Below are 23,181 nucleotides of genomic sequence, written 5' to 3'. Positions count from 1 at the left end.
ACGTATCACCTTCACAAGTTGCACTAGCCCATTCATTTATAACGATTTTTAGTTTGCGGGGCCGCATGAGCAACCGCGCGTAAGTCCTTGTTCTGAATAACAAAATTCGTCAAAAAAGCGGGCCGCTCCCTTGACCGTGCCAAACCCTTCCTCTAAAGTGGGAGACAGTGTGAGAAAGTGTATTTTTGTGTGATTTGGCGGGCCATTCGGGCTAAATTCTTGAGCGTTGGGCGGGTGCTTCGGTGCCCTGAACGGGAGAGCGGAACGTGTTCCAAGGGGCGTCGGCGCTGACGCTCGATGCGAAAGGCCGGATGTCGGTGCCGGCCCGCTATCGCGAAGCGCTGCAAGGACAGGCAGAAGGACGGGTGACTGTGACCAAGCACCCGGACGGCTGCCTGTTGCTGTTTCCGCGCCCGGAATGGGAAGTGTTTCGCGCCAAGATCGCCGCGCTGCCGATGGACGCCCATTGGTGGCGCCGTATTTTTCTCGGCAACGCGATGGACGTCGATCTCGACAGCGCGGGCCGGATTCTCGTATCGCCCGAGCTGCGAATGGCAGCCGGACTGGAAAAGGAAGTCATGTTGTTGGGAATGGGTAGTCACTTCGAGCTGTGGGATTCGCAGACCTACATCGCGAAGGAGCAGGCAGCGATGGCGCAGGGCATGCCCGACGCGCTGAAGAATTTCACGTTCTGATTGCGGTGACGGAGACGCCCGCGATGGGAAACGAATTGCAGCATCGGACCGTATTGCTGGACGAAGCGGTCGATTCGCTCGTGACGCGACCGGACGGCATTTACGTCGACGGCACATTCGGGCGCGGCGGCCATAGCCGCGCGGTGCTCGCGCGGCTCGCGCCGGGCGGGCGGCTGATCGCGTTCGACAAGGATCCGAGGGCGATCGAGACGGCGCAGCGCATCGAGGATGCGCGCTTCTCGATCGTGCACGACAGCTTTGCATCGATGCGCGACGCGCTTGCGGCGCGCGGTGTCGAGAAGGTGTCGGGGGTGTTGCTGGACCTGGGCGTGTCCTCGCCGCAGGTGAACGATCCAGCGCGCGGCTTCAGCTTCCGCGCCGATGGCCCGCTGGACATGCGAATGGATCCGACGCGCGGCGAGTCGGCGGCCGAGTGGCTCGCGCGGGCTTCGGTGCAGGAATTGACGGAGGTGATACGAGATTATGGGGAAGAACGGTTTGCTTTTCAGATTGCAAAGGCGCTTGTTGCTCGCCGGGCAGAGTCCGACCGTCTTGGGCCTCTCGACACCACGGGCGAGCTTGCCCAAATCGTGGGTCACGTCGTCAAAACCCGTGAGAAGGGCAAGGATCCGGCAACCCGCACCTTTCAGGCTATACGGATTCACGTCAATCAAGAGCTTGCGGACCTGCAAGTCGTACTAGACGCGGCATTGTCGTTGCTGGAGCAAGGGGGGCGGCTGGTGGTCATCAGCTTTCATTCACTCGAGGATCGAATCGTCAAGCGATTCATGCAGGCGCACGCGAGTGCGCCTGCGGTCGACCGTCGCCTGCCGATTCGCGCCGTCGACCTCCCGAGCCCGCCTCTGAAGATCATCAGCCGTCAGTTTCCGAGCGAAGCGGAAGTCGCCGCGAATCCGCGCGCCCGGTCGGCCGTGATGCGCATTGCGGAGCGCGTCACGCCATGAGCCGCTTCAACATCTTCCTGCTGATCATCGTAATGGGTTGCGCGTTGTCGGTCGTCAATTCGACGAACCAGCAGCGCCAGATCTTCATCCAGCTGCAGCGCGCGCAGTCGCAGGAGCGTCAGCTCCAGCAGGATTACGCGCAGCTTCAATATCAGCAGAGCGCGCTGTCGAAGACCTCCCGCATCGAGCAGCTCGCGAACGATACGCTGAAGATGCAGCCGATCACGACCGGCCGCACGCAGTACCTGACGCTGCCGCCGGGCGCCGCGAAGGCGATCGACGCACCGATTCCCGCGTCGGCCGATGCCGGCGCGAAGGGCCGCGGGGGCGCACGATGAAGCCGTCGCACAAGCGCCAGGACGTGAAATTCTCGTCGAGCCCCGTGCTCGGCGTGCACCTGCCGATGTGGCGCTCGAAGCTCGTCGTGTTCCTGCTGTTCATGGCGTTCGTCGCGCTGACCGCGCGCGCGTTCTGGATCCAGGGCCCCGGCAACGCGTTCTACCAGAAGCAGGGCGAGAGCCGCTATCAGCGCACGATCGAGCTGCCGGCCACGCGCGGCAAGATCCTCGACCGCAACGGGCTCGTGCTCGCGACGAGCCTGCCCGTGCGCGCGATCTGGGCCATTCCCGACGCCGTGCCGGACGACCTCGACGCCGCCAAGATCAACCAGCTCGGCAAGCTGCTCGGCATGACGCCGAAGGAGCTGCGCATCAAGCTGTCGGAAGACAAGGGCTTCGTCTACGTGAAGCGTCAGGTGCCGCTCGACGTCGCCGACAAGGTCGCCGCGCTCGACATCCCGGGCATCTATCAGCGCAACGAGTACAAGCGCTTCTATCCGGAAGGCGAGATCACCGCCCATCTGATCGGCTTCACGAACGTCGAGGACGAAGGGCAGGAGGGCGTCGAGCTCGGCGACCAGAAGTCGCTGTCCGGCACGTCCGGCGTGCGTCGCGTGATCAAGGACCGGATGGGGCACATCGTCGAGGACGTCGCCGAACAGATTCCGCCGCACAACGGCACCGACGTCGACCTGTCGATCGACAGCAAGATCCAGTACATCGCGTACGCGAACCTGAAGGCCGCCGTCGAGAAGTTCAAGGCCAAGGCCGGCGCGGCGATGGTCGTCGACGTGCGCACCGGCGAAGTGCTCGCGCTGGTCAACTATCCGACCTACAACCCGAACGACCGCACGCGCCTGACCGGCGAGCAGCTGCGCAACCGGATCCTGACCGACGTGTTCGAGCCGGGCTCGATCATGAAGCCGTTCACCGTGTCGCTCGCGCTCGACCTGCATCGCGTGACGCCGAACACGCTCGTCGAGACGGGCAACGGGCACTTCGTGCTCGACGGCGCGCCGATCACCGACGATGCGGGCTTCGGCACGCTGACGGTCGGCGGTGTGATCCAGAAGTCGAGCAACATCGGTGCGACCAAGATCGCGATGACGATGCGGCCCGAGGAAATGTGGAACATGTATACGAGCATCGGCCTCGGCCAGGCGCCGAAGGTCGGCTTCCCCGGCGCCGCGGCCGGCCGGCTGCGCCCGTGGAAGAGCTGGCGCCGCATCGAGCAGGCGACGATGTCGTACGGCTACGGGCTGTCGGTATCGCTGTTCCAGCTGGCGCGCGCGTACACCGCGATCGCGCACGACGGCGAACTGATGCCGGTGACCATTTTCAAGACCGACCCCAATCAGCAGATCACGGGCACGCAGGTATTCACGCCGACCACCGCGCGCGAAGTGCGCGCGATGCTCGAGACCGTCGTCGCGCCGGGCGGCACGTCGCCGGACGCCGCGGTGCCCGGCTATCGCGTCGGCGGCAAGAGCGGTACCGCCTACAAGCACGAAGGTCATGGCTACACGCGCAAGTACCGCGCGTCGTTCGTCGGGATGGCGCCGATGCCGAATCCGCGCATCGTGGTCGCGGTGTCGGTGGACGAGCCGACCGCGGGCAGCCACTTCGGCGGGCAGGTCTCGGGCCCCGTATTTTCGGCGATCGCGGGTGATACGATGCGCGCGCTGAACGTGCCGCCGAACATGCCGATCAAGCAGCTCGTCGTATCGGGCGACGCCGCGCCGGCGGCGCCCGCCGCGTCGGGGCCGCAAAAGCTCGCCGGCAGCGGCCACGCGAAGCATATGATCGTTTCCAGCACTACACGTAATTCACCAGGAGTTGTTCGATGAGCGCCGCTCGCAGTTCTCATCCGGCGCATCAGCAGATCGCAGCCGCGCTTGCGTGGCTGCGCCAGCATGTGGCCCCCGCGGCGCAGCTGCATGCCGACACGCGCAGCCTGCAGGCAGGCGACGTGTTTCTCGGCTATGCGGTCGACGGGGCCGACAATCGCGCGTTCATTGCCGATGCGGTGGCCCGCGGCGCGGCCGCCGTGCTGTATCAACCGGAAGGCCTCGCTGCCGCGCCGGCCGTTCCGGTCGCGTTCGCGGTGCCGGGGCTCGACCAGCTCGCCGGCGAAATCGCGAGCGGCTGGTACGGCGATCCGAGCGACGCTCTGCTCGCGATCGGCGTGACCGGTACGAACGGCAAGACGTCGTGCACGCAATGGATCGCCGCCGCGCTGACGGCGCTGCACCAGCCCTGCGCGCTGATCGGCACGCTCGGCAGCGGCATGCCGGGCCAGCTCGTGCCGACCGGCTTCACGACGCCCGACGCGCCGCAGTTGCAGCGCAGCCTCGCGCGCCTGCGCGATGCGGGCGCGAAGGCCGTCGCGATGGAAGTGTCGTCGCACGCGCTGCATCAAGGCCGCGTGAACGGCACCGCGTTCGACATCGCGGTGTTCACGAATCTCACGCAGGATCATCTCGACTATCACCGCACGTTCGACGCGTACGAGGCGGCGAAGGCGAAGCTGTTCACGTGGCGCGGGCTGCGCGCGGCGGTCGTCAATCGCGACGACGCGGCGGGCCGCCGGCTGCTCGAGAAGCTGGCCGGACGCGTGCGCACGATCGCGTACGGCATCGGCGACGCGCCGTCGGCCGGCGCCGACCGCGAGCTGGTCGCGACCGACGTGCGCGCGACCGCCGCGGGCACCGCGTTCCGGCTGCGCTCGTCGTGGGGCGAGGCCGACGTCGAGGTCGGCACGCTCGGCACGTTCAACGTCAGCAACCTGCTCGCGGTGCTCGGCTCGCTGCTCGCGGCCGACGTGCCGTTCGACGCGGCGGTTGCCGAGATCGCGCGGCTCGAGTCCGTCAACGGCCGCATGCAGCGGCTCGGCGGTCGGCCGCAGAACGACGAGCCGCTGGTGGTGATCGACTATGCGCACACGCCGGACGCGCTCGACAAGACGCTCGAAGCCCTGCGCCCGATCGCGGCGGCGCGCGGCGGCCGGCTCGTCTGCATGTTCGGCTGCGGCGGCGACCGCGATGCGACGAAGCGCCCGCTGATGGGCGCGATCGCCGAGCGGCTCGCCGACGAAGTCGTCGTCACGAGCGACAACCCGCGCAGCGAAGATCCGCAGCGCATCATCGACCAGATCGTCGCGGGCATGACGGCGCCCGATCGCGCACGCCGCATCGAGGATCGTGCGAGCGCGATCCTGCAGGCCGTGCGCGGCGCCGCGCGCGAAGACGTCGTGCTGCTGGCCGGCAAGGGCCACGAAGCGACGCAGGAAATCATGGGCAAGAAGCGCACGTTCTCGGATCAGGATCACGCGCGGCTCGCGCTGGCGGCGCGCGCGACCCACGGCAAGGGAGGCGGCGAATGACGATGCTCAGTCTCGGCGAAGCCGCGCGCCTGATTCCCGGCGCCGTCGTTCACGGCGATCCGGCCACGACGTTCGAGCGCGTATCGACCGACAGCCGTACGGCCGGCCCCGGCGACCTGTTCGTCGCGCTGAAGGGTGAGCGCTTCGACGCGCACGACTTCCTCGGCGACGTGGCCGCGCGCGGCGCAGCCGCGGCGCTGGTCGCGCACGTGCCGGCGGGCCTCGCGATGCCGGTCGTCGAAGGCGGCGAGACGCGCGCCGCGCTCGGCGCGCTCGCGCATGGCTGGCGCAAGCGCTTCGCGCTGCCGCTCGTCGCCGTGACGGGCAGCAACGGCAAGACGACCGTCAAGGAAATGATCGCGTCGATCTTCGCGGCAGCGGTCGGCGCCGACGCACGGCTCGCGACGGCCGGCAACCTGAACAACGACATCGGCGTGCCGCTGACGCTGCTGCGGCTGTCGGCCGCGCACCGCCTCGCGGTGATCGAGCTCGGCATGAACCATCCGGGCGAGACCGACGTGCTCGCGCGCCTCGCCGCGCCGACCGTCGCGCTCGTCAACAACGCGCAGCGCGAGCACCAGGAGTTCATGGCGACGGTCGAGGCGGTCGCGCTCGAACACGCGGCGGTGATCCACGCGCTCGCGCCGGACGGCGTCGCCGTGTTCCCGGCCGACGATGCGTACGCGGGCATCTGGCGCGTCGCGGCGACCGGCAACCGGATTCTCGATTTCGCGCTGCACGACGCGCAGCGGCAGGTCGACGCCCAAGTCACCGGCCGCTTGCAAGGCGGCGAGCTCGCGATCGACACGCCGTCCGGCGCGCTGACCGTACGGCTGCGCGCGCTCGGCGAGCACAACGCGCGCAACGCGCTGGCGGCCGCGGCCGCGGCGCTCGCGGCCGGCGTCGAGCTGGCCGCGATCGGGCGCGGGCTCGAAGCGTTCGAGCCGGTCAAGGGCCGCTTGCAGGTGCGGCGTGCGGACGTCGGCAGCCTCGCGGGCGCGACGGTCGTCGACGACACCTACAACGCGAACCCCGACTCGATGCGCGCGGCGATCGACGTGCTGGCCGCACAGGCGGCGCCGCGCGTGCTGGTGATCGGCGACATGGGCGAAGTCGGCGACGAAGGCCCGGCCTTTCACCGCGAGATCGGCGCATATGCCCGCGAGCGCGGCATCGACGCGCTGTTCGCGCTCGGCGATGCGTCGCGCGACGCATGCGCGGCGTACGGCGACACGGCCCGCCATTTCGGCGACGTCGGCGCGCTGCTGACCGCCTTGCTCGCGGCCGGCTACGGCGCGCACGCGACGGTGCTGGTCAAGGGCTCGCGGTACATGAAGATGGAGCGCGTGGTCGACGCGCTGACGAACCAACCCGCGGCGGGCACGGTGCCCGCCGCTCACTGAGTAGAAGGAAGGAAGCATGCTGCTGGCGCTGGCGCAATGGCTGCAAGGAGACGCAAGCTTTTTGCGCTTGTTCACGTACCTGACGTTCCGTGCGGTGATGGCTACCATCACCGCGCTCGGCATCGGGCTCGTGTGCGGACCGTGGGTGATCCGCAAGCTGACGCAAATGAAGGTCGGGCAGGCCGTGCGCAAGGACGGCCCGCAGAGTCATCTCGTCAAGTCCGGCACGCCGACGATGGGCGGCGTGCTGATTCTGATCGGCATCGCGGTCGCGACGCTGCTGTGGGGCGACCTGACGAACCGTTTCATCTGGATCGTGATGCTCGTCACGTTCGGCTTCGGCGTGATCGGCTGGGTCGACGATTACCGCAAGGTCGTCCACAAGGACCCGCGCGGGATGTCGTCGCGCGAGAAGTATTTCTGGCAGTCGGTGATCGGCCTGTTCGCGGCCGTCTACCTGGCGTTCAGCGTGTCCGAGGCGAACAACGTGCGCGTGCTCGACCTGTTCATGGCGTGGGTGAGGAGCGGGCTGTCGATGGGGCTGCCCGCGCGGGCCGACCTGATGCTGCCGTTCCTGAAGTCGATCAGCTACCCGCTCGGCGTGTGGGGCTTCATCGTGCTGACCTATTTCGTGATCGTCGGCGCGAGCAATGCGGTGAACCTGACCGACGGCCTCGACGGCCTCGTGATCATGCCGGTCGTGCTGGTCGGCGCGTCGCTCGGCGTGTTCGCGTACGTGATGGGCAGCTCGGTCTATTCGAAGTACCTGCTGTTCCCGCATATTCCGGGCGCGGGCGAATTGCTGATCTTCTGCTCGGCGATGGGCGGAGCCGGGCTGGCGTTCCTCTGGTACAACACGCACCCCGCGCAGGTGTTCATGGGCGACGTCGGCGCGCTCGCGCTCGGCGGCGCGCTCGGCACCGTCGCGGTGATCGTGCGCCAGGAAATCGTGCTGTTCATCATGGGCGGCATCTTCGTCGCGGAAACGTTGTCGGTGATGCTGCAGGTGTCGTGGTTCAAGTACACGAAGAAACGTTACGGCGAAGGGCGCCGCCTGCTGAAGATGGCGCCGCTGCATCACCATTTCGAATTGTCCGGCTGGAAGGAAACGCAGGTGGTGGTGCGTTTCTGGATCATCACGCTGATGCTGTGCCTGTTCGGTCTGTCCACCCTCAAGCTGCGGTAAAGGAAAGGTAACAAGGATGTCTGGCGAGATGTTTGGAGATCGGCAAAGGCCGATGGTGCTCGTGCTGGGGCTTGGGGAATCGGGCCTCGCGATCGCGCGGTGGTGCGCGAGGCACGGGTGCCGGCTGCGGATTGCCGATACCCGCGAGGCGCCGCCGAACCTTGCCGCGCTGCAGGCGGAAGGCATCGACGCCGAATTCGTCGGCGGCCCGTTCACGCCTGCGCTGCTCGACGGCGGCATCGACATCGTCGGGCTGAGCCCCGGCCTGTCGCCGCTCGAGCCGGCGCTCGCCGCGCTGCTCGCGGCCGCGAGCGAACGCGCGATCGCGGTGTGGGGCGAACTGGAATTCTTCGCGCAGGCGCTGCGCGCGCTCGGCACGAGCGGCTACCAGCCGAAGGTGCTGGCGATCACCGGCACCAACGGCAAGACCACGACGACGAGCCTCACCGGCTTGCTGTGCCAGCGCGCGGGCAAGAAGGTCGCCGTCGCCGGCAACATCAGCCCGGCGATGCTCGACCGGCTCGCGAGCGCGATCGACGAGACGGCGCTGCCCGAGGTCTGGGTGCTCGAACTGTCGAGCTTCCAGCTCGAGACCGCGCGTACGTTCGCGCCCGACGCGGCCGCGATTCTGAACATCACGCAGGACCATCTCGACTGGCACGGCAGCTTCGACGCCTATGCGGCGGCGAAGGGCCGCATCTTCGGCGCGACGACCACGCGCGTGCTGAACCGCGACGACGCGGCCGTGATGAAGTTCGCGCCGGCCGCGGGCGCCGCCGATGCGGCGCGCACGGTGACGTTCGGCCTCGGCGAGCCGACGCGGGACGGCGACTACGGGCTGTCGCGCGACAACGGCATCGCGTGGCTCGTCGAAGCGATCGACCGCGACGCGCCGGACGAAACGACGACGACCCGCCGGCGCAAGCGCGACGGCGCGCATACGCCCGATATCGCGCACAAGCGGCTGATGCCGGTCGACGCATTGCGCATCCGCGGGCTGCACAACGCGGCGAACGCGCTGGCCGCGTTCGCGCTCGCGCGTGCGATCGACCTGCCGGCCGCGCCGCTGCTGCATGCGCTGCGCGAATACCGCGGCGAAGCGCATCGCGTCGAGGTGATCGCGACGATCGACGACGTCGACTACGTCGACGACAGCAAGGGCACGAACGTCGGTGCGACGGTAGCCGCGCTCGACGGCCTCGCGCAGAAGATCGTGCTGATTGCCGGCGGCGACGGCAAGGGCCAGGACTTCGCGCCGCTCGTCGCGCCGGTCGCGCGCTGGTGCCGTGCGGTGATGCTGATCGGCCGCGACGCGCCGGCGCTGCGCGCGACGCTCGCCGACACCGGCGTGCCGCTCGCCGACCACGCGACGCTCGAAGGCGCGGTGCGTGCGGCCGCCGAGCTCGCCGAGCCGGGCGATGCGGTGCTGCTGTCGCCTGCCTGCGCGAGCCTCGACATGTTCCGCAACTACGCCCATCGCGCGGACGTGTTCCGCGCGGCGGTGGATGAAATCGCCATCGACAAAGGAGCGACGCCATGAGCTGGTCCGATCGCCTCGTCTCCCGCTTCAACGATCGGCGCGACACCGGCGGCAATGCCGCGGGCGGACGCGCCGCCTCGGCCACGCGCGCCGCGACGGGCGGCCTCGCGAGCGTCGTCAACGGCGTGCGGCCGAGCCGCTCGCGGATGCTCGACTTCGACTACTCGCTGCTGTGGGTCGCGATCGCGCTGCTCGGGCTCGGCGTCGTGATGGTCTATTCGGCATCGATCGCGATGCCCGACTCGCCGAAATACGCGTCGTATCACGATTACGCGTTCCTGATGCGCCACTGCGTGTCGCTCGTCGTCGCGTTCGTCGCGGCGGTGGTCGCGTTCCGCGTGCCCGTGTCGACCTGGGACAAATACGCGCCGCATCTTTTCCTGATGGCGCTGGTGGGTCTCGTGATCGTGCTGATCCCGCACGTCGGCAAGGGCGTGAACGGCGCGCGCCGCTGGATTCCGCTCGGCATCACGAACATGCAGCCGTCGGAAATCATGAAGCTCGCGGTGACGATCTACGCGGCGAACTACACGGTGCGCAAGCAGGAGTACATGCAGAGCTTCGCGAAGGGCTTCTTGCCGATGGCGTTCGCGGTTGGCCTGGTCGGCGCGCTGCTGCTGCTCGAGCCCGACATGGGCGCGTTCATGGTGGTCGCGGCGATCGCGATGGGCGTGCTGTTCCTCGGCGGCGTGAACGGCAAGCTGTTCGGCGGGCTGGTCGCGACCGCGATCGGCACGTTCACGATGCTCGTGTGGCTGTCGCCGTGGCGTCGCGAGCGGATCTTCGCGTATCTCGATCCGTGGGACGAACGCTACGCGCAGGGCAAGGCCTACCAACTCACGCACTCGCTGATCGCGTTCGGCCGCGGCGAGTGGTTCGGCGTCGGCCTCGGCGGCAGCGTCGAGAAGCTCAACTACCTGCCCGAAGCGCATACCGACTTCATCCTCGCGGTGATCGGCGAGGAGCTCGGCTTCGTCGGCGTGCTGGTGGTGATCCTGCTGTTCTACTGGATCGTGCGCCGCGCGTTCGAGATCGGCCGTCAGGCGCTTGCGCTCGACCGCACGTTCGCGGGCCTGATGGCTAAGGGCATCGGCATCTGGTTCGGCGCGCAGACCTTCATCAACATGGGCGTGAACCTCGGCCTGCTGCCGACCAAGGGCCTCACGCTGCCGCTCGTCAGCTACGGCGGCTCGGGCATTCTGCTGAACTGTGTCTCGCTGGCGGTGCTGCTGCGGGTCGATTATGAAAATCGCGTACTGATGCGGGGAGGGAAGGTATGACCTCCCTGCGTCAGTACGCGATTTCGGCGAAGGCTAACTTCGTGCGCGAAGCGCGCGAAGTTAAGCGCAGCGGCCGTAGCCAAAACGTTCGTTCATGCTTGCCGATGCGCGGAGGAAAGGTATGACCGCGTCGCGACGCACGCTGATGGTGATGGCAGGCGGCACCGGGGGCCACGTGTTCCCGGGGCTCGCGGTCGCGCACCGGATGGAAGCGGCGGGCTGGCGCGTCGTATGGCTCGGCAATCCGGCCGGGATGGAAGCGACGCTCGTGCCGAAGCACGGCATTCCGATGGAATACGTGCGCTTCGGCGGGCTGCGCGGCAAGGGGCTGAAGACCAAGCTGACGCTGCCGTTCAACCTGCTGCGCGCGTGCTGGCAAAGCCTCGGCGCGCTGCGCCGCGTGCGGCCGGACGTCGTGCTCGGGATGGGCGGCTACATCACGTTTCCGGCGGGCGTGATGACCGCGCTGTCGGGCCGGCCGCTCGTGCTGCACGAACAGAATTCGATCGCCGGCCTCGCGAACAAGGTGCTCGCCAAGTTCGCGAAGCGGGTGCTGGTGGCGTTCCCCGACGCACTGCCGCACGCCGAATGGACCGGCAATCCGATCCGCGCGGAACTTGCGCGCACGGAGGCACCCAAAGCACGCTATGCATCGCGCAGCGGCCCGTTGCACGTGCTCGTGGTCGGCGGCAGTCTCGGCGCAGCCGCGCTGAACGAAGTCGTGCCGCGCGCGCTGGCGCTGCTCGCGCCGGGCGAGCGTCCGCGCATCGTCCATCAGGCGGGCGCGAAGCACATCGATGCGCTGAAGGCGAACTACGAAGCGGCCGGCTTTGCGGGCGGCGACGACGTGCGGCTCGTGCCGTTCATCGACGACATGGCGAGCGCGTACGCGGCGGCCGATCTCGTGATCTGCCGCTCCGGCGCGATGACGGTGTCGGAGATCGCGGCGGTGGGCGTGGCCGCGCTGTTCGTGCCGTTCCCGTACGCGGTCGACGATCACCAGACGACCAACGCCGCGTTTCTCGCCGATGCGGGCGCGGCGGTGCTGGTGCAACAGCGCGACCTGTCGGCGCAACTGCTCGCCGACTGGCTGCGTGGCCAGTCGCGGGCGTCGCTCGCGGCGATGGCCGAGCGTTCGCGCTCGCTGGCAAAGCCCGAGGCCACCGATGAAGTCGCGCGCGTCTGCGCGAAGGTGGCCGGCGCGAACCTGGAACAATTGCAATGAAACACATCGTCAAACATATTCATTTCGTCGGGATCGGCGGCGCGGGCATGAGCGGCATCGCCGAAGTGCTCGTCAATCTCGGCTACGAGGTAAGCGGCTCGGACCTGTCGCGCAATGCGGTGACCGATCGCCTCGCGGCGCTCGGCGCGCGTATCGCGATCGGGCACGACGCGGCGAACATCGAAGGTGCGAACGCGGTGGTCGTGTCGACGGCCGTGCGCTCGGACAACCCCGAAGTGCTGGCCGCGCGCCACCAGCGCGTGCCGATCGTGCAGCGCGCGGTGATGCTCGCGGAGCTGATGCGCCTGAAGCAGGGCATCGCGATCGCCGGCACGCACGGCAAGACCACCACAACGAGCCTCGTCGCGAGCGTGCTCGCGGCCGGCGGCCTCGATCCGACCTTCGTGATCGGCGGGCGGCTGATCAGCGCCGGCGCGAACGCGCGGCTCGGCACCGGCGACTTCATCGTTGCGGAGGCCGACGAGTCGGACGCGTCGTTCCTGAACCTGTATCCGGTGATCGAAGTCATCACGAACATCGACGCCGATCATATGGACACCTACGGCCACGATTTCGCGCGGCTCAAGCAGGCGTTCATCGAATTCACGCAGCGCCTGCCGTTCTACGGCAGCGCCGTCGTGTGCGTCGACGATCCGAACGTGCGCCAGATCATCCCGTTCATCTCGAAGCCGGTCGTGCGCTACGGGCTGTCGGCCGACGCGCAGGTGCGCGCGGAGAACATCGACGCGCGCGACGGCCGCATGCACTTCACGGTGATCCGCGAAGGCCGCTCGCCGCTCGCGGTGGTGCTGAACCTGCCGGGCCTGCACAACGTGCAGAACGCGCTCGCGGCGATCGCGATCGCGACCGATCTCGGCGTGTCGGACGACGCGATCCAGCTCGCGCTGGCGGAATTCAACGGCGTCGGCCGGCGCTTCCAGCGCTACGGCGAGGTGCCGAGCGCGGACGGCGGCCAGTACACGCTGATCGACGACTACGGCCACCACCCGGTCGAGATGGCGGCGACGATCGCGGCCGCGCGCGGCGCGTTCCCGGGCCGCCGCCTCGTGCTGGCGTTCCAGCCGCACCGCTACACGCGCACGCGCGACTGCTTCGACGATTTCGTCAACGTGCTGTCGACGGTCGATGCGCTGGTGCTGACGGAAGTCTATGCGGCGGGCGAGGCGGCGATCGCGACGGCCAACGGCGACGCGCTGTCGCGTGCGCTGCGCACGGTAGGGAAGGTGGACCCGGTGTTCGTCGCGACGGTCGACGACGTGCCGGACGCACTGGCCAAGGTCGCGCGCAACGGCGACGTGGTGATCACGATGGGCGCGGGTTCGATCGGCGGCGTGCCGGCGAAGATCGTGCAGAACACGCAACAGAAGGGATGACATGAGCGGGATCGATCCGAAACGTTTCGGCAAGGTGGCGGTGTTGTTCGGCGGCGAGTCGGCCGAACGCGAGGTGTCGCTCACCTCGGGCCGCCTCGTGCTGCAGGGCCTGCGCGACGCAGGCATCGACGCGCATCTGTTCGACCCGGCCGAGCGGCCGCTGTCGGCGCTGAAGGACGAAGGCTTCGTGCGCGCGTTCAACGCGCTGCACGGCGGCTACGGCGAGAACGGCCAGATCCAGGGCGCGCTCGACTTCTACGGGATCCGCTACACGGGCAGCGGCGTGCTCGGCTCGGCGCTCGGTCTCGACAAGTTCCGCACCAAGCTCGTGTGGCAGCAGACGGGCGTGCCGACGCCGCCGTTCGAAACGGTGCTGCGCGGCGACGACTACGCGGCGCGCGCGACCGAGATCGTCGCGAAGCTGGGCCTGCCGCTGTTCGTGAAGCCGGCGAGCGAAGGCTCGAGCGTCGCCGTGCTGAAGGTGAAGACGGCCGACGCGTTGCCCGCCGCACTGTCGGAAGCCGCGACGCACGACAAGATCGTGATCGTGGAGAAGAGCATCGAGGGCGGCGGCGAGTACACCGCGTGCATCGCCGGCGATCTCGACCTGCCGCTGATCAAGATCGTGCCGGCCGGCGAGTTCTACGACTATCACGCGAAGTACGTCGCCGACGATACGCAGTACCTGATCCCGTGCGGGTTGCCGGCGGCGCAGGAAGCGGAGCTGAAGCGCATCGCGCGGCGCGCGTTCGACGTGCTCGGCTGCACCGACTGGGGCCGCGCGGACTTCATGCTGGACGCGGCCGGCAACGCGTACTTCCTCGAAGTGAACACGGCGCCCGGGATGACCGATCATTCGCTGCCGCCGAAGGCCGCACGCTCGATCGGCATCAGCTATTCGGAGCTGGTCGTGAAGGTGCTGTCGCTTACGCTCAACGATTGACGCAGGAACGGAACGACGTATGTGGAACAACGTTCGCCAACTCAACCTTGCCGCCAGCGCGCTGTACGCGCTGCTGCTGCTCGTGTTGGCGGCGGCCGGCTGCTACTGGCTGATCCAGCGTCCGACGTTCGCGCTGCGCGAGATCCGGATCGACGGCGACACCGAACACATCAACTCGCCGACGGTGCGCGCGGGGGTGGTCGGCCGGCTGAAGGGCAACTTCTTCACGGTCGATCTCGACACGGCGCGCGCCGCGTTCGAGCAGATGCCGTGGGTGCGCCACGCGAGCGTGCGCCGCGTGTGGCCGAATGCGCTGGCTGTCACGCTCGAGGAGTACAAACCGCTCGGAACGTGGGGCAGCGCGCAGCTCGTCAGCGTCGACGGCGAGCTGTTCACCGCGAACCAGGGCGAGCTGGATCAGGAGCTGCCCGCGTTCGACGGTCCGGAGGGCAGTGCAAGGGAAGTCGTCGCGCGCTATCGCGACTTCATGAACTGGTTTGCGCCGCTGAAGGCGGCGCCTGAAGAAGTGACGCTGTCGGCGCGTTACGCGTGGACGGTGAAGCTGTCGAACGGCATGCAGGTCGAGCTGGGCAAGGAGCGCACCAGCGAAACCCTGCACGACCGCAGCCAGCGCCTCGTCGCCGCGTGGCCGGCCGTCACGCAGCGCTGGGGCAACGACATCGAGTACGCGGACCTGCGTTATCCGAACGGGTTCGCGATACGTGCGGCAGGCATGCGGTTCCTGACCGATACCGACAAGCGCAAGCAGTAACGAGAGATCACACGCAAGAGCACTTTATGAGCAAAGACTACAAGGATCTGCTGGTTTCCCTCGACATCGGCACGTCGAAGGTGGTGGCCATCGTCGCCGAGCTGAAGGGCGAGGGCCATTACGAGGTGATCGGCCTCGGCCAGAGCGAATCGAAAGGTCTGAAGAAGGGCGTGGTGGTCAACATCGAGGCCACCGTGCAGTCGATCCAGCGCGCGCTCGAGGAAGCCGAGCTGATGGCCGACTGCAAGATCACCAACGTGTTCACGGGGATCGCGGGCAGCCACATCCGCAGCTTCAACTCGAGCGGGATGGTCGCGATCAAGGACAAGGAAGTCACGCAGACGGACGTCGCGCGCGTGATCGAGACCGCGAAGGCGATCAACATCCCGACCGACCAGCAGGTGCTGCACATCCTCACGCAGGAATTCATCATCGACGGCCAGGAAGACGTGCGCGAGCCGATCGGGATGAGCGGCATCCGCCTCGAGGTGAAGGTGCACATCGTGACGGGCGCGGTCAGCGCCGCGCAGAACATCGTCAAGTGCGTGCGCCGCTGCGGGCTCGAAGTGAACGACCTGATCCTGCAGCCGCTCGCGTCGTCGCTCGCCGTGCTCACCGAAGACGAGAAGGATCTCGGCGTGGTGCTGGTCGACATCGGCGGCGGCACGACCGACATCGCGATCTTCGCGGAAGGTGCGATCCGCCATACCGCGGTGATTCCGATCGCCGGCGACCAGATCACGAGCGACATCGCGATGGCGCTGCGCACGCCGACGCCGGACGCGGAAGACATCAAGGTCGGCTACGGGATCGCGAAGCAGGCGCTCGCCGATCCGGACGAGATGGTCGAAGTGCCGGGCCTCGGCGAACGCGGGCCGCGCACGCTGTCGCGCCAGGCGCTCGCGGCGGTGATCGAGCCGCGCGTCGAAGAACTGTTCTCGCTCGTGCAGCAGGTCGTGCGCGAGTCGGGCTACGAAGAACTGCTGAGCTCCGGCGTGGTCATTACCGGCGGCGCGTCGATGATGCCCGGCATGGTCGAGCTCGGCGAAGACATTTTCCTGAAGCCGGTGCGCATCGGCGCGCCGGAATACGCAGGCGGCCTCGCCGACGTGGTGCGCAATCCGCGCTACTCGACGGCGATGGGCTTGCTGGTCGAAGGCAGTGCGCAGCGCATGCGCGGCCGCAAGGTCGCCGTGCAGTCCGGCAACGCGGGGCAGATCTTCTCGCGGATGAAGGAATGGTTCCTGAGCAACTTCTGACCAACCGAATCGAAATTCGCGCCGGTGCCGGCGGCCGGCGCGCGACAGGGGGTTGCCCGATCTCCTGCCGAATAACGGCCGCGTAGTCTTATTTTCTTGACGGAGGCAACAATGGAATTCGAAATGCTGGAAACCGAAACCAACGGCACCATCATCAAGGTGGTCGGCGTTGGCGGCGCTGGCGGCAATGCCGTTCAGCACATGATCAACCGGGGCGTGCAGGGCGTCGACTTCATCGTGATGAACACCGACGCACAGGCGCTGTCGCGTGCACGCGCACCGTCCGTGATCCAACTCGGCAACACCGGCCTCGGCGCCGGCGCGAAGCCGGAGATGGGCAAGGCGGCGGCCGAAGAGGCGCGCGAGCGCATCGCCGACGCACTGCGCGGCGCGCACATGGTGTTCATCACGGCCGGCATGGGCGGTGGCACGGGCACGGGCGCGGCGCCGGTCGTCGCGCAGATCGCGAAGGAGATGGGCATCCTGACGGTCGGCGTCGTCAGCAAGCCGTTCGAATTCGAAGGCGGCAAGCGCATGCGCGTCGCAGAAGCAGGCTCGCAGCAACTGGAGGATCACGTCGACTCGCTGATCGTCGTCCTGAACGACAAGCTGTTCGACGTGATGGGCGATGACGCCGAGATGGACAAGTGCTTCCAGTGCGCGGACGACGTGTTGAACAACGCGGTCGCAGGCATCGCCGAAATCATCAACGTCGACGGCCTCGTGAACGTCGACTTCGAAGACGTGAAGACGGTGATGGGCGAGCAGGGCAAGGCGATGATGGGCACGGCGACGGTCGCCGGCGTCGATCGCGCGCGCCTCGCGGCGGAACAGGCCGTGGCGAGCCCGCTGCTCGAAGGCGTCGATCTGTCGGGCGCGCGCGGCGTGCTGGTCAACATCACGTCGAGCCGCTCGCTGCGCCTGTCGGAAACGCGCGAAGTGATGAACACGATCAAGAGCTACGCGGCGGAAGACGCGACGGTGATCTTCGGTGCGGTGTACGACGACGCGATGGGCGATGCGCTGCGCGTGACGGTCGTCGCAACGGGCCTCGGCCGTGCGGCGAAGAAGCAGCAATCGGCGCCGATGACGCTGCTGCGCACCGGCACCGACAACCAGCCGGTCAGCGCGGTGTCGCACGGCTATGCGCAGCCGCAGCACGTCAGCACGGCCGACTACGGCGCGCTCGATACGCCGGCGGTGTGGCGCAATTCGCGCGAAACCGCGGCATCGCACGTGCAGGCGCTGCAGGAAAAGGGTGTCGACACCTACGACATCCCGGCTTTCCTGCGCAAGCAGGCCGACTGACGGCACACTGAGGCGAAGCCGCGGCGAGCTGCCGCGGTAACGCCGGCGTGACGGATGCCACGGACCACGACAGGCCGCGTCGAAGCGACGCCGGGCCGGGAGACGTGCCCTCTTCGCGTGAGCGAAGCGGGATGGGCCGCGCTGTCCGCAACACGCCGCAAAACCGTATCGCTATGAGGGACCAGCCATGATTCAAGTGGGCGAAGCGCTGCCCGACGCGCAATTGTTCGAATACGTCGACGACGCGCGCGAAGGCTGCACGCTGGGGCCGAACGCCGTCAGCGTGCGCGAGCAGGTGGCGGGAAAACGCGTGGTGATCTTCGGATTGCCGGGTGCTTTCACGCCGACCTGTTCGGCGCAGCATGTGCCGGGCTACGTCGAGCATGCCGAGCAGTTGCGCGCGGCCGGCATCGACGAGCTCTGGTGCGTGTCCGTCAACGACGCATTCGTGATGGGCGCATGGGGACGTGATCTGCACACCGCGGGCAAGGTGCGCATGATCGCGGACGGCAGCGCTGCTTTCACTCATGCGCTGGGGCTGACGCAGGATTTGTCCGCGCGTGGCATGGGAATCCGTTCCCTGCGCTACGCGATGGTGGTCGACGACGGTGTGGTCAAGACGCTGGCCGTCGAAGCGCCGGGCAAATTCGAAGTGAGCGATGCAGCGAGTGTGCTCGCGACACTAAGGCCCTGATCGGGCGTGCACCGTTGCCGTGAGGCAACGCCGAGCAGCACCGCCAGGCCAGTTGTAACACGGGCCGATGACCGGAAACGCCTCCGTTCCGGGCATCGGCCCGTCCCGTATTCGCGCGGGTAAACAGTCGAAACAGATTGATACGCAGTTTCAACCAGCGTCGAATAGGGAATTACGCTATAATCTCACCTATCGAATATAACTCCTGATTGATATTCTCAATCAAGCAGAAGAACACCATGCTGAAGCAGCGCACCATCAAATCGATCGTGAAGACCGTGGGTATCGGTCTGCACTCGGGCCGCAAGGTCGAACTGACGCTCCGCCCGGCCGCGCCGGGCACCGGGATCGTGTTCTCGCGCGTCGATTTGCCGACGCCCGTCGACATCCCGGCCTCCGCGATGTCGATCGGCGATACGCGGCTCGCGTCTGTGCTGCAGAAGGACGGTGCGCGCGTGTCGACCGTCGAGCACCTGATGTCCGCGTGTGCGGGCCTGGGCATCGACAATCTCTATGTCGACGTGACGGCCGAGGAAATTCCGATCATGGACGGCAGCGCCGCGTCCTTCGTGTTCCTGATCCAGTCGGCGGGCATCGAGGAGCAGAACGCGCCGAAGCGCTTCATCAAGGTGACGAAGCCGGTCGAAATCCGCGATGGTGACAAGTTCGCGCGCCTCGACCCGTTTTTCGGCTTCAAGCTGAAGTTCACGATCGACTTCCGTCACCCGGCCGTGGACAAGACCGGCCAGGAACTCGAGGTCGATTTCGCGAATACGTCGTACGTGCGCGAGATCGCGCGTGCGCGCACGTTCGGTTTCGCGCACGAGGTCGAGATGATGCGCGAGCTGGGCCTCGCACGCGGCGGCAGCATGGACAACGCGATCGTGCTCGACGAATACCGGATCCTCAACAACGACGGCTTGCGCTACGACGACGAGTTCGTGAAGCACAAGATGCTCGACGCGATCGGCGACCTGTACGTGGTCGGCCATCCGCTGCTGGCATCGTACACGGCTTACAAGTCGGGCCACGGGCTGAACAACGCGCTGCTGCGCGAACTGCTCGCGCACGAAGACGCCTACGAGATCGTCACGTTCGACGATCCGCAATCCGCACCGCAGGGATTCGCGTTCGATACGCAGACGGCCTTCGCGTGATCGGCGGCAGGCACGCGCGATGAAAAAGCGACCTTCGGGTCGCTTTTTCATTGTCGGCACGCGCCGCGGCGGCGCGCTTCAACGCGGCGATTTCGGGCCGTGGCGCGCGGCCATCCGCGCGAGCGCCGCCTGCAGCGGCGACGGTTCGAGATGGTCGGCGAGCTCGCGCAGCGCCGCCACGCCGACCGACGTCATCCGCGCCTGCTTCACGTGCGGCGGTTCCGGCGCATCCTTCGGCCGCACGCGCACCCGCAGCGCGTCCACCGGCCAGCCGCGCTTTTGCAGATCGGCGAGCAGCCGGCGCTCGACCTGACGCAGCCGCGCGGCGAGCGCATTGTGCGCGGCAAAAAGGGTCAGCGTACCGTCCTTGATCGAGCCCGGTTCGACATGACTGGCGAGATAGTCGGGCAGCAGCGCGGTGAGGTCGCGCTGCAGCGACGCGACCTGTTCGACGCCGGCACGCAGCGCCGCGAACGCGTCGGTGCGGTTGAGCACTTCGGACACGGGTTGCGGGCGATACGTGGAGAGCGAGCCGAAACGCTTGGAAAATCGGTTCATCGAGGCATTCTTCGGGCGCGCACGCGCGCGGAGGTTGACGCCGATTGTACCCGCGCCGGCGCATGCACGGGCGGCTTTCGGCCGCGCGCGGTGGCTCGCCGGAACCGTTGCCGCGCGCGGCGCGCGTGCCGCGCCGACACCGGCGCGTGCTTTCCCGCGTGCTAAAATTCCTCGTTTGATTCCACTAATTCGCTAAGCCGCCGAGGCTCGGGCGTCGAGGGCGCGCAACGCGTGCCGGGCGCCGGTGCTGCGACGCAGGATCCGATCCGATGACAACCGGTTTTCTCCAGAAAATTTTTGGCAGCCGCAACCAACGGCTCGTCAAGCAATACCAAAAGACCGTCGCGGCGATCAATGCGCTCGAACCGCAGATCGAAAAGCTGACGGACGACCAGTTGCGCGGCAAGACGGACGAGTTCCGTCAGCGGATCGCGGCCGGCGAGTCGCTCGACAAGCTGCTGCCCGAGGCGTTCGCGGTGTGCCGCGAGGCGAGCCGCCGCGTGCTCAAGATGCGCCACTTCGACGTGCAGCTGATCGGCGGCATGGTGCTCCACTACGGCAAGATCGCCGAAATGCGCACTGGCGAAGGCAAGACGCTCGTCGCGACGCTGCCGGTGTACCTGAACGCGCTGGCAGGCCGCGGCGTGCACGTGGTGACCGTCAACGATTACCTCGCGCAGCGCGACGCCGAATGGATGGCGCGCCTCTACAACTTCCTCGGTCTGTCGGTCGGCATCAACCTGTCCGGCATGGAGCACGACCAGAAGCAGCAGGCCTACGCGGCCGACATCACGTACGGCACGAACAACGAGTTCGGCTTCGACTACCTGCGCGACAACATGGTCTACGAGACCGATGCGCGCGTGCAGCGGGCGCTGAACTTTGCCGTCGTCGACGAAGTCGACTCGATCCTGATCGACGAGGCGCGTACCCCGCTGATCATCTCGGGCCAGGCGGAAGACCACACCGAACTGTACGTGCGGATGAACGCGCTGCCGCCGCTGCTCGAGCGCCAGATCGGCGAGGAGAAGGCCGACGGCACGGGCGTCGAGAAGCCGGGCGACTACACGCTCGACGAGAAGTCGCGCCAGGTGTTCCTGACCGAATCGGGCCACGAGAAGGCCGAGCGCCTGCTCGCCGAGTGGGGCCTGATCGGTGAAGGCGAGAGCCTGTACGCGCCGCAGAACATCACGCTGATGCACCACGTGTACGCGGCGCTGCGCGCCCACACGCTGTTCCACAAGGATCAGCATTACGTCGTGCAGAACGGCGAAGTGGTGATCGTCGACGAATTCACCGGCCGCCTGATGGCCGGCCGCCGCTGGTCCGACGGCCTGCACCAGGCGGTCGAGGCGAAGGAGCACGTGAAGATCCAGAGCGAGAACCAGACGCTCGCGTCGATCACGTTCCAGAACTATTTCCGGATGTACGCGAAGCTCGCGGGCATGACCGGCACCGCCGACACCGAAGCATACGAATTCAACGAGATCTACGGCCTCGAGACGGTCGTGATCCCGACCAACCGTCCGCCGAAGCGGATCGACAAGCAGGACCAGATCTACAAGACGGCCAAGGAGCGTTACGACGCGGTGATCCGCGACATTCGCGAATGCTACGAGCGCGGCCAGCCGGTGCTGGTCGGCACGACGTCGATCGAGAATTCGGAGCTGCTGTCGCACCTGCTGACGCAGGCCGGGCTGCCGCATGAAGTGCTGAACGCGAAGCAGCACGAGCGCGAAGCGGCGATCGTCGCCGAAGCCGGCCGTCCGAAGCGCATCACGATCGCGACCAACATGGCCGGCCGCGGCACCGACATCGTGCTCGGCGGCAACGCCGAGAAGCAGGCGGCGTTCCTCGAGGCCGACGATTCGATCCCGCCGGACGAAAAGGCGCGCCGCATCAAGCAGCTGCACGACGAGTGGGAAACGCTGCACGAGCAGGTGAAGGCCGCGGGCGGCCTGCACATCATCGGCACCGAGCGCCACGAATCGCGCCGGATCGACAACCAGCTGCGCGGCCGTGCGGGCCGCCAGGGCGATCCGGGCTCGTCGCGCTTCTACCTGTCGCTCGACGATCCGCTGCTGCGCATCTTCGCGGGCGACCGCGTGCGCTCGATCATGGATCGCCTGAAGATGCCGGAAGGCGAGGCGATCGAGGCCGGCATCGTCACGCGCTCGATCGAATCCGCGCAGCGCAAGGTCGAAGCGCGCAACTTCGACATCCGCAAGCAGCTGCTCGAATACGACGACGTGTCGAACGACCAGCGCAAGGTGATCTATCAGCAGCGTAACGAGCTGCTCGAAGCGCACGACATCACCGAAACCATTTCGGCGATGCGTCATGGCGTGATCACCGAAGTCGTGCACCAGTTCGTGCCGGCAGGCAGCATCGAGGAACAGTGGGACGTGCCGGAGCTCGAGGAAGTGCTGCGCAACGACTGGCAGCTCGATCTCGCGATCCAGGAAATGGTGAACGAGTCGTCGTCGATCACGGCCGAGGAGATTCTCGAGGCCGTGACGAGCGCCGCGGACGAGCAGTACGAAGCGAAGGTCGCGATGGTCGGCCGCGAGTCGTTCAGCGCGTTCGAGCGTTCGGTCATGCTGCAGACGGTCGACCGCCTGTGGCGCGAGCATCTGGCCGCGCTCGATCACCTGCGCCAGGGCATCCATCTGCGCGGCTATGCGCAGAAGAACCCGAAGCAGGAATACAAGCGCGAAGCGTTCGAGCTGTTCGCCGCGATGCTCGACGCGATCAAGCAGGAAGTCACGCGCATCGTGATGAACGTGCAGATCCAGTCGCCGGAGCAGCTCGAGGAAGCCGCCGAGCAGATCGAGGAGCAGGGCGGCCATCTCGAGAACGTCGAGTTCCAGCACGCCGACTACGCCGAATCGGGCGCGCCGGTGGCGAACGTCGCGGTTGCGGCGGCCGCCACGGCCGACATGGTCGGCAGCGCGATGACCCACGGCGGCGCCGGCGGCGAGATGCCGAAGGTCGGCCGCAACGACCCGTGCCCGTGCGGCAGCGGCAAGAAGTACAAGCAATGTCACGGGAAGCTGTCATGATCGGCGGCGGCGCGCATGCG

At 67.3% G+C, this 23,181-nt stretch carries 19 protein-coding genes; 18 read left to right on the top strand and 1 reads right to left on the bottom strand.

What is annotated here, in order from left to right; translation table 11 throughout:
* The first annotated feature begins 266 nt into the window (after positions 1 to 266).
* The 17 genes from mraZ (at position 267) to lpxC (ending at position 19,541) form a co-directional block, all read left to right on the top strand.
* Positions 267 to 695 carry a division/cell wall cluster transcriptional repressor MraZ gene (gene mraZ, locus C3Y15_RS13530; protein WP_006400450.1) on the top strand — a complete coding sequence of 143 codons (429 nt, stop codon included), beginning with the start codon at positions 267 to 269 and terminating at the stop codon, positions 693 to 695.
* A 23-nt stretch (positions 696 to 718) separates the two neighbouring features.
* Entirely contained in the window at positions 719 to 1,660 is a 942-nt protein-coding gene (gene rsmH / locus C3Y15_RS13525; RefSeq protein WP_124260051.1) for a 16S rRNA (cytosine(1402)-N(4))-methyltransferase RsmH, read from the top strand.
* Positions 1,657 to 1,998, top strand: coding sequence for a cell division protein FtsL (gene ftsL, locus C3Y15_RS13520; RefSeq protein WP_011883170.1), 342 nt, complete (start codon positions 1,657 to 1,659; stop codon positions 1,996 to 1,998). The genes rsmH and ftsL overlap by 4 nt, the downstream gene beginning before the upstream one ends.
* Positions 1,995 to 3,845, top strand: a complete 1,851-nt coding sequence (locus C3Y15_RS13515) for a penicillin-binding protein 2 (protein ID WP_011883171.1) — start codon at positions 1,995 to 1,997, stop codon at positions 3,843 to 3,845. Before ftsL ends, C3Y15_RS13515 begins: the two co-directional genes overlap by 4 nt.
* Positions 3,842 to 5,380 (top strand): UDP-N-acetylmuramoyl-L-alanyl-D-glutamate--2,6-diaminopimelate ligase, encoded by a 1,539-nt coding sequence (locus tag C3Y15_RS13510; protein WP_011883172.1) that lies wholly within the window; start codon positions 3,842 to 3,844, stop codon positions 5,378 to 5,380. Before C3Y15_RS13515 ends, C3Y15_RS13510 begins: the two co-directional genes overlap by 4 nt.
* On the top strand, positions 5,377 to 6,783 hold the full coding sequence (gene murF, locus C3Y15_RS13505; RefSeq protein ID WP_034194187.1) for a UDP-N-acetylmuramoyl-tripeptide--D-alanyl-D-alanine ligase: 1,407 nt from the start codon (positions 5,377 to 5,379) through the stop codon (positions 6,781 to 6,783). The genes C3Y15_RS13510 and murF overlap by 4 nt, the downstream gene beginning before the upstream one ends.
* Positions 6,784 to 6,799: 16 nt before the next feature.
* The gene (gene mraY / locus C3Y15_RS13500; RefSeq protein ID WP_011883174.1) at positions 6,800 to 7,969 is read left to right on the top strand and encodes a phospho-N-acetylmuramoyl-pentapeptide-transferase; all 1,170 of its coding nucleotides are present in this window, start codon (positions 6,800 to 6,802) and stop codon (positions 7,967 to 7,969) included.
* A 28-nt stretch (positions 7,970 to 7,997) separates the two neighbouring features.
* A complete protein-coding gene (gene murD, locus C3Y15_RS13495; RefSeq protein WP_069246133.1) occupies positions 7,998 to 9,509 on the top strand; it encodes a UDP-N-acetylmuramoyl-L-alanine--D-glutamate ligase in 1,512 nt (503 codons plus the stop codon).
* On the top strand, positions 9,506 to 10,789 hold the full coding sequence (ftsW, locus tag C3Y15_RS13490) for a putative lipid II flippase FtsW (protein WP_011883176.1): 1,284 nt from the start codon (positions 9,506 to 9,508) through the stop codon (positions 10,787 to 10,789). The genes murD and ftsW overlap by 4 nt, the downstream gene beginning before the upstream one ends.
* 121 nt (positions 10,790 to 10,910) lie before the next feature.
* Entirely contained in the window at positions 10,911 to 12,014 is a 1,104-nt protein-coding gene (gene murG, locus C3Y15_RS13485; protein WP_011883177.1) for an undecaprenyldiphospho-muramoylpentapeptide beta-N-acetylglucosaminyltransferase, read from the top strand.
* Positions 12,011 to 13,408 carry a UDP-N-acetylmuramate--L-alanine ligase gene (gene murC / locus C3Y15_RS13480; RefSeq protein ID WP_011883178.1) on the top strand — a complete coding sequence of 466 codons (1,398 nt, stop codon included), beginning with the start codon at positions 12,011 to 12,013 and terminating at the stop codon, positions 13,406 to 13,408. The genes murG and murC overlap by 4 nt, the downstream gene beginning before the upstream one ends.
* Before the next feature lies 1 nt (position 13,409).
* On the top strand, positions 13,410 to 14,351 hold the full coding sequence (locus C3Y15_RS13475; protein WP_011883179.1) for a D-alanine--D-alanine ligase: 942 nt from the start codon (positions 13,410 to 13,412) through the stop codon (positions 14,349 to 14,351).
* Positions 14,352 to 14,370: 19 nt separating this feature from the next.
* Positions 14,371 to 15,123 (top strand): cell division protein FtsQ/DivIB, encoded by a 753-nt coding sequence (locus tag C3Y15_RS13470; RefSeq protein ID WP_011883180.1) that lies wholly within the window; start codon positions 14,371 to 14,373, stop codon positions 15,121 to 15,123.
* Positions 15,124 to 15,149: 26 nt separating this feature from the next.
* Complete coding sequence (ftsA, locus tag C3Y15_RS13465; RefSeq protein WP_006752447.1) at positions 15,150 to 16,382, top strand: cell division protein FtsA; 1,233 nt, start codon at positions 15,150 to 15,152, stop codon at positions 16,380 to 16,382.
* A 111-nt stretch (positions 16,383 to 16,493) separates the two neighbouring features.
* On the top strand, positions 16,494 to 17,690 hold the full coding sequence (gene ftsZ, locus C3Y15_RS13455) for a cell division protein FtsZ (RefSeq protein ID WP_011883181.1): 1,197 nt from the start codon (positions 16,494 to 16,496) through the stop codon (positions 17,688 to 17,690).
* Between the two features lie 187 nt (positions 17,691 to 17,877).
* Positions 17,878 to 18,384, top strand: coding sequence for a peroxiredoxin (locus C3Y15_RS13450; RefSeq protein ID WP_011883182.1), 507 nt, complete (start codon positions 17,878 to 17,880; stop codon positions 18,382 to 18,384).
* Positions 18,385 to 18,623: 239 nt separating this feature from the next.
* Positions 18,624 to 19,541 carry a UDP-3-O-acyl-N-acetylglucosamine deacetylase gene (gene lpxC, locus C3Y15_RS13445; RefSeq protein WP_134206842.1) on the top strand — a complete coding sequence of 306 codons (918 nt, stop codon included), beginning with the start codon at positions 18,624 to 18,626 and terminating at the stop codon, positions 19,539 to 19,541.
* Positions 19,542 to 19,619: 78 nt separating this feature from the next.
* Here the strand turns inward: lpxC and C3Y15_RS13440 are convergent, their stop codons facing one another.
* Positions 19,620 to 20,099 carry a DUF721 domain-containing protein gene (locus C3Y15_RS13440; protein ID WP_011883184.1) on the bottom strand — a complete coding sequence of 160 codons (480 nt, stop codon included), beginning with the start codon at positions 20,097 to 20,099 and terminating at the stop codon, positions 19,620 to 19,622.
* A gap of 269 nt (positions 20,100 to 20,368) precedes the next feature.
* On the opposite strand from C3Y15_RS13440, the gene secA reads away from it, so the two are divergent.
* Positions 20,369 to 23,161, top strand: coding sequence for a preprotein translocase subunit SecA (gene secA, locus C3Y15_RS13435; RefSeq protein ID WP_014722396.1), 2,793 nt, complete (start codon positions 20,369 to 20,371; stop codon positions 23,159 to 23,161).
* Positions 23,162 to 23,181 lie beyond the last annotated feature (20 nt).

It is taken from the genome of Burkholderia sp. B10 (genome assembly GCF_004368385.1).
Taxonomy (GTDB): Bacteria; Pseudomonadota; Gammaproteobacteria; order Burkholderiales; family Burkholderiaceae; genus Burkholderia; species Burkholderia vietnamiensis.
Note: the sequence above shows the minus strand (reverse complement) of the source record. Positions and strands in the feature narration are given on the sequence as shown.

What these genes read in the sequence shown, in the direction of transcription:
- rsmH (WP_124260051.1), top strand. Translation starts at nt 719, where the DNA reads ATGGGAAACGAATTGCAGCATCGGACCGTATTGCTGGACGAAGCGGTC.
- ftsL (WP_011883170.1), top strand. Translation starts at nt 1,657, where the DNA reads ATGAGCCGCTTCAACATCTTCCTGCTGATCATCGTAATGGGTTGCGCG.
- C3Y15_RS13515 (WP_011883171.1), top strand. Translation starts at nt 1,995, where the DNA reads ATGAAGCCGTCGCACAAGCGCCAGGACGTGAAATTCTCGTCGAGCCCC.
- C3Y15_RS13510 (WP_011883172.1), top strand. Translation starts at nt 3,842, where the DNA reads ATGAGCGCCGCTCGCAGTTCTCATCCGGCGCATCAGCAGATCGCAGCC.
- murF (WP_034194187.1), top strand. Translation starts at nt 5,377, where the DNA reads ATGACGATGCTCAGTCTCGGCGAAGCCGCGCGCCTGATTCCCGGCGCC.
- mraY (WP_011883174.1), top strand. Translation starts at nt 6,800, where the DNA reads ATGCTGCTGGCGCTGGCGCAATGGCTGCAAGGAGACGCAAGCTTTTTG.
- murD (WP_069246133.1), top strand. Translation starts at nt 7,998, where the DNA reads ATGTTTGGAGATCGGCAAAGGCCGATGGTGCTCGTGCTGGGGCTTGGG.
- ftsW (WP_011883176.1), top strand. Translation starts at nt 9,506, where the DNA reads ATGAGCTGGTCCGATCGCCTCGTCTCCCGCTTCAACGATCGGCGCGAC.
- murG (WP_011883177.1), top strand. Translation starts at nt 10,911, where the DNA reads ATGACCGCGTCGCGACGCACGCTGATGGTGATGGCAGGCGGCACCGGG.
- murC (WP_011883178.1), top strand. Translation starts at nt 12,011, where the DNA reads ATGAAACACATCGTCAAACATATTCATTTCGTCGGGATCGGCGGCGCG.
- C3Y15_RS13475 (WP_011883179.1), top strand. Translation starts at nt 13,410, where the DNA reads ATGAGCGGGATCGATCCGAAACGTTTCGGCAAGGTGGCGGTGTTGTTC.
- C3Y15_RS13470 (WP_011883180.1), top strand. Translation starts at nt 14,371, where the DNA reads ATGTGGAACAACGTTCGCCAACTCAACCTTGCCGCCAGCGCGCTGTAC.
- ftsA (WP_006752447.1), top strand. Translation starts at nt 15,150, where the DNA reads ATGAGCAAAGACTACAAGGATCTGCTGGTTTCCCTCGACATCGGCACG.
- ftsZ (WP_011883181.1), top strand. Translation starts at nt 16,494, where the DNA reads ATGGAATTCGAAATGCTGGAAACCGAAACCAACGGCACCATCATCAAG.
- C3Y15_RS13450 (WP_011883182.1), top strand. Translation starts at nt 17,878, where the DNA reads ATGATTCAAGTGGGCGAAGCGCTGCCCGACGCGCAATTGTTCGAATAC.
- lpxC (WP_134206842.1), top strand. Translation starts at nt 18,624, where the DNA reads ATGCTGAAGCAGCGCACCATCAAATCGATCGTGAAGACCGTGGGTATC.
- C3Y15_RS13440 (WP_011883184.1), bottom strand. Translation starts at nt 20,099, where the DNA reads ATGAACCGATTTTCCAAGCGTTTCGGCTCGCTCTCCACGTATCGCCCG.
- secA (WP_014722396.1), top strand. Translation starts at nt 20,369, where the DNA reads ATGACAACCGGTTTTCTCCAGAAAATTTTTGGCAGCCGCAACCAACGG.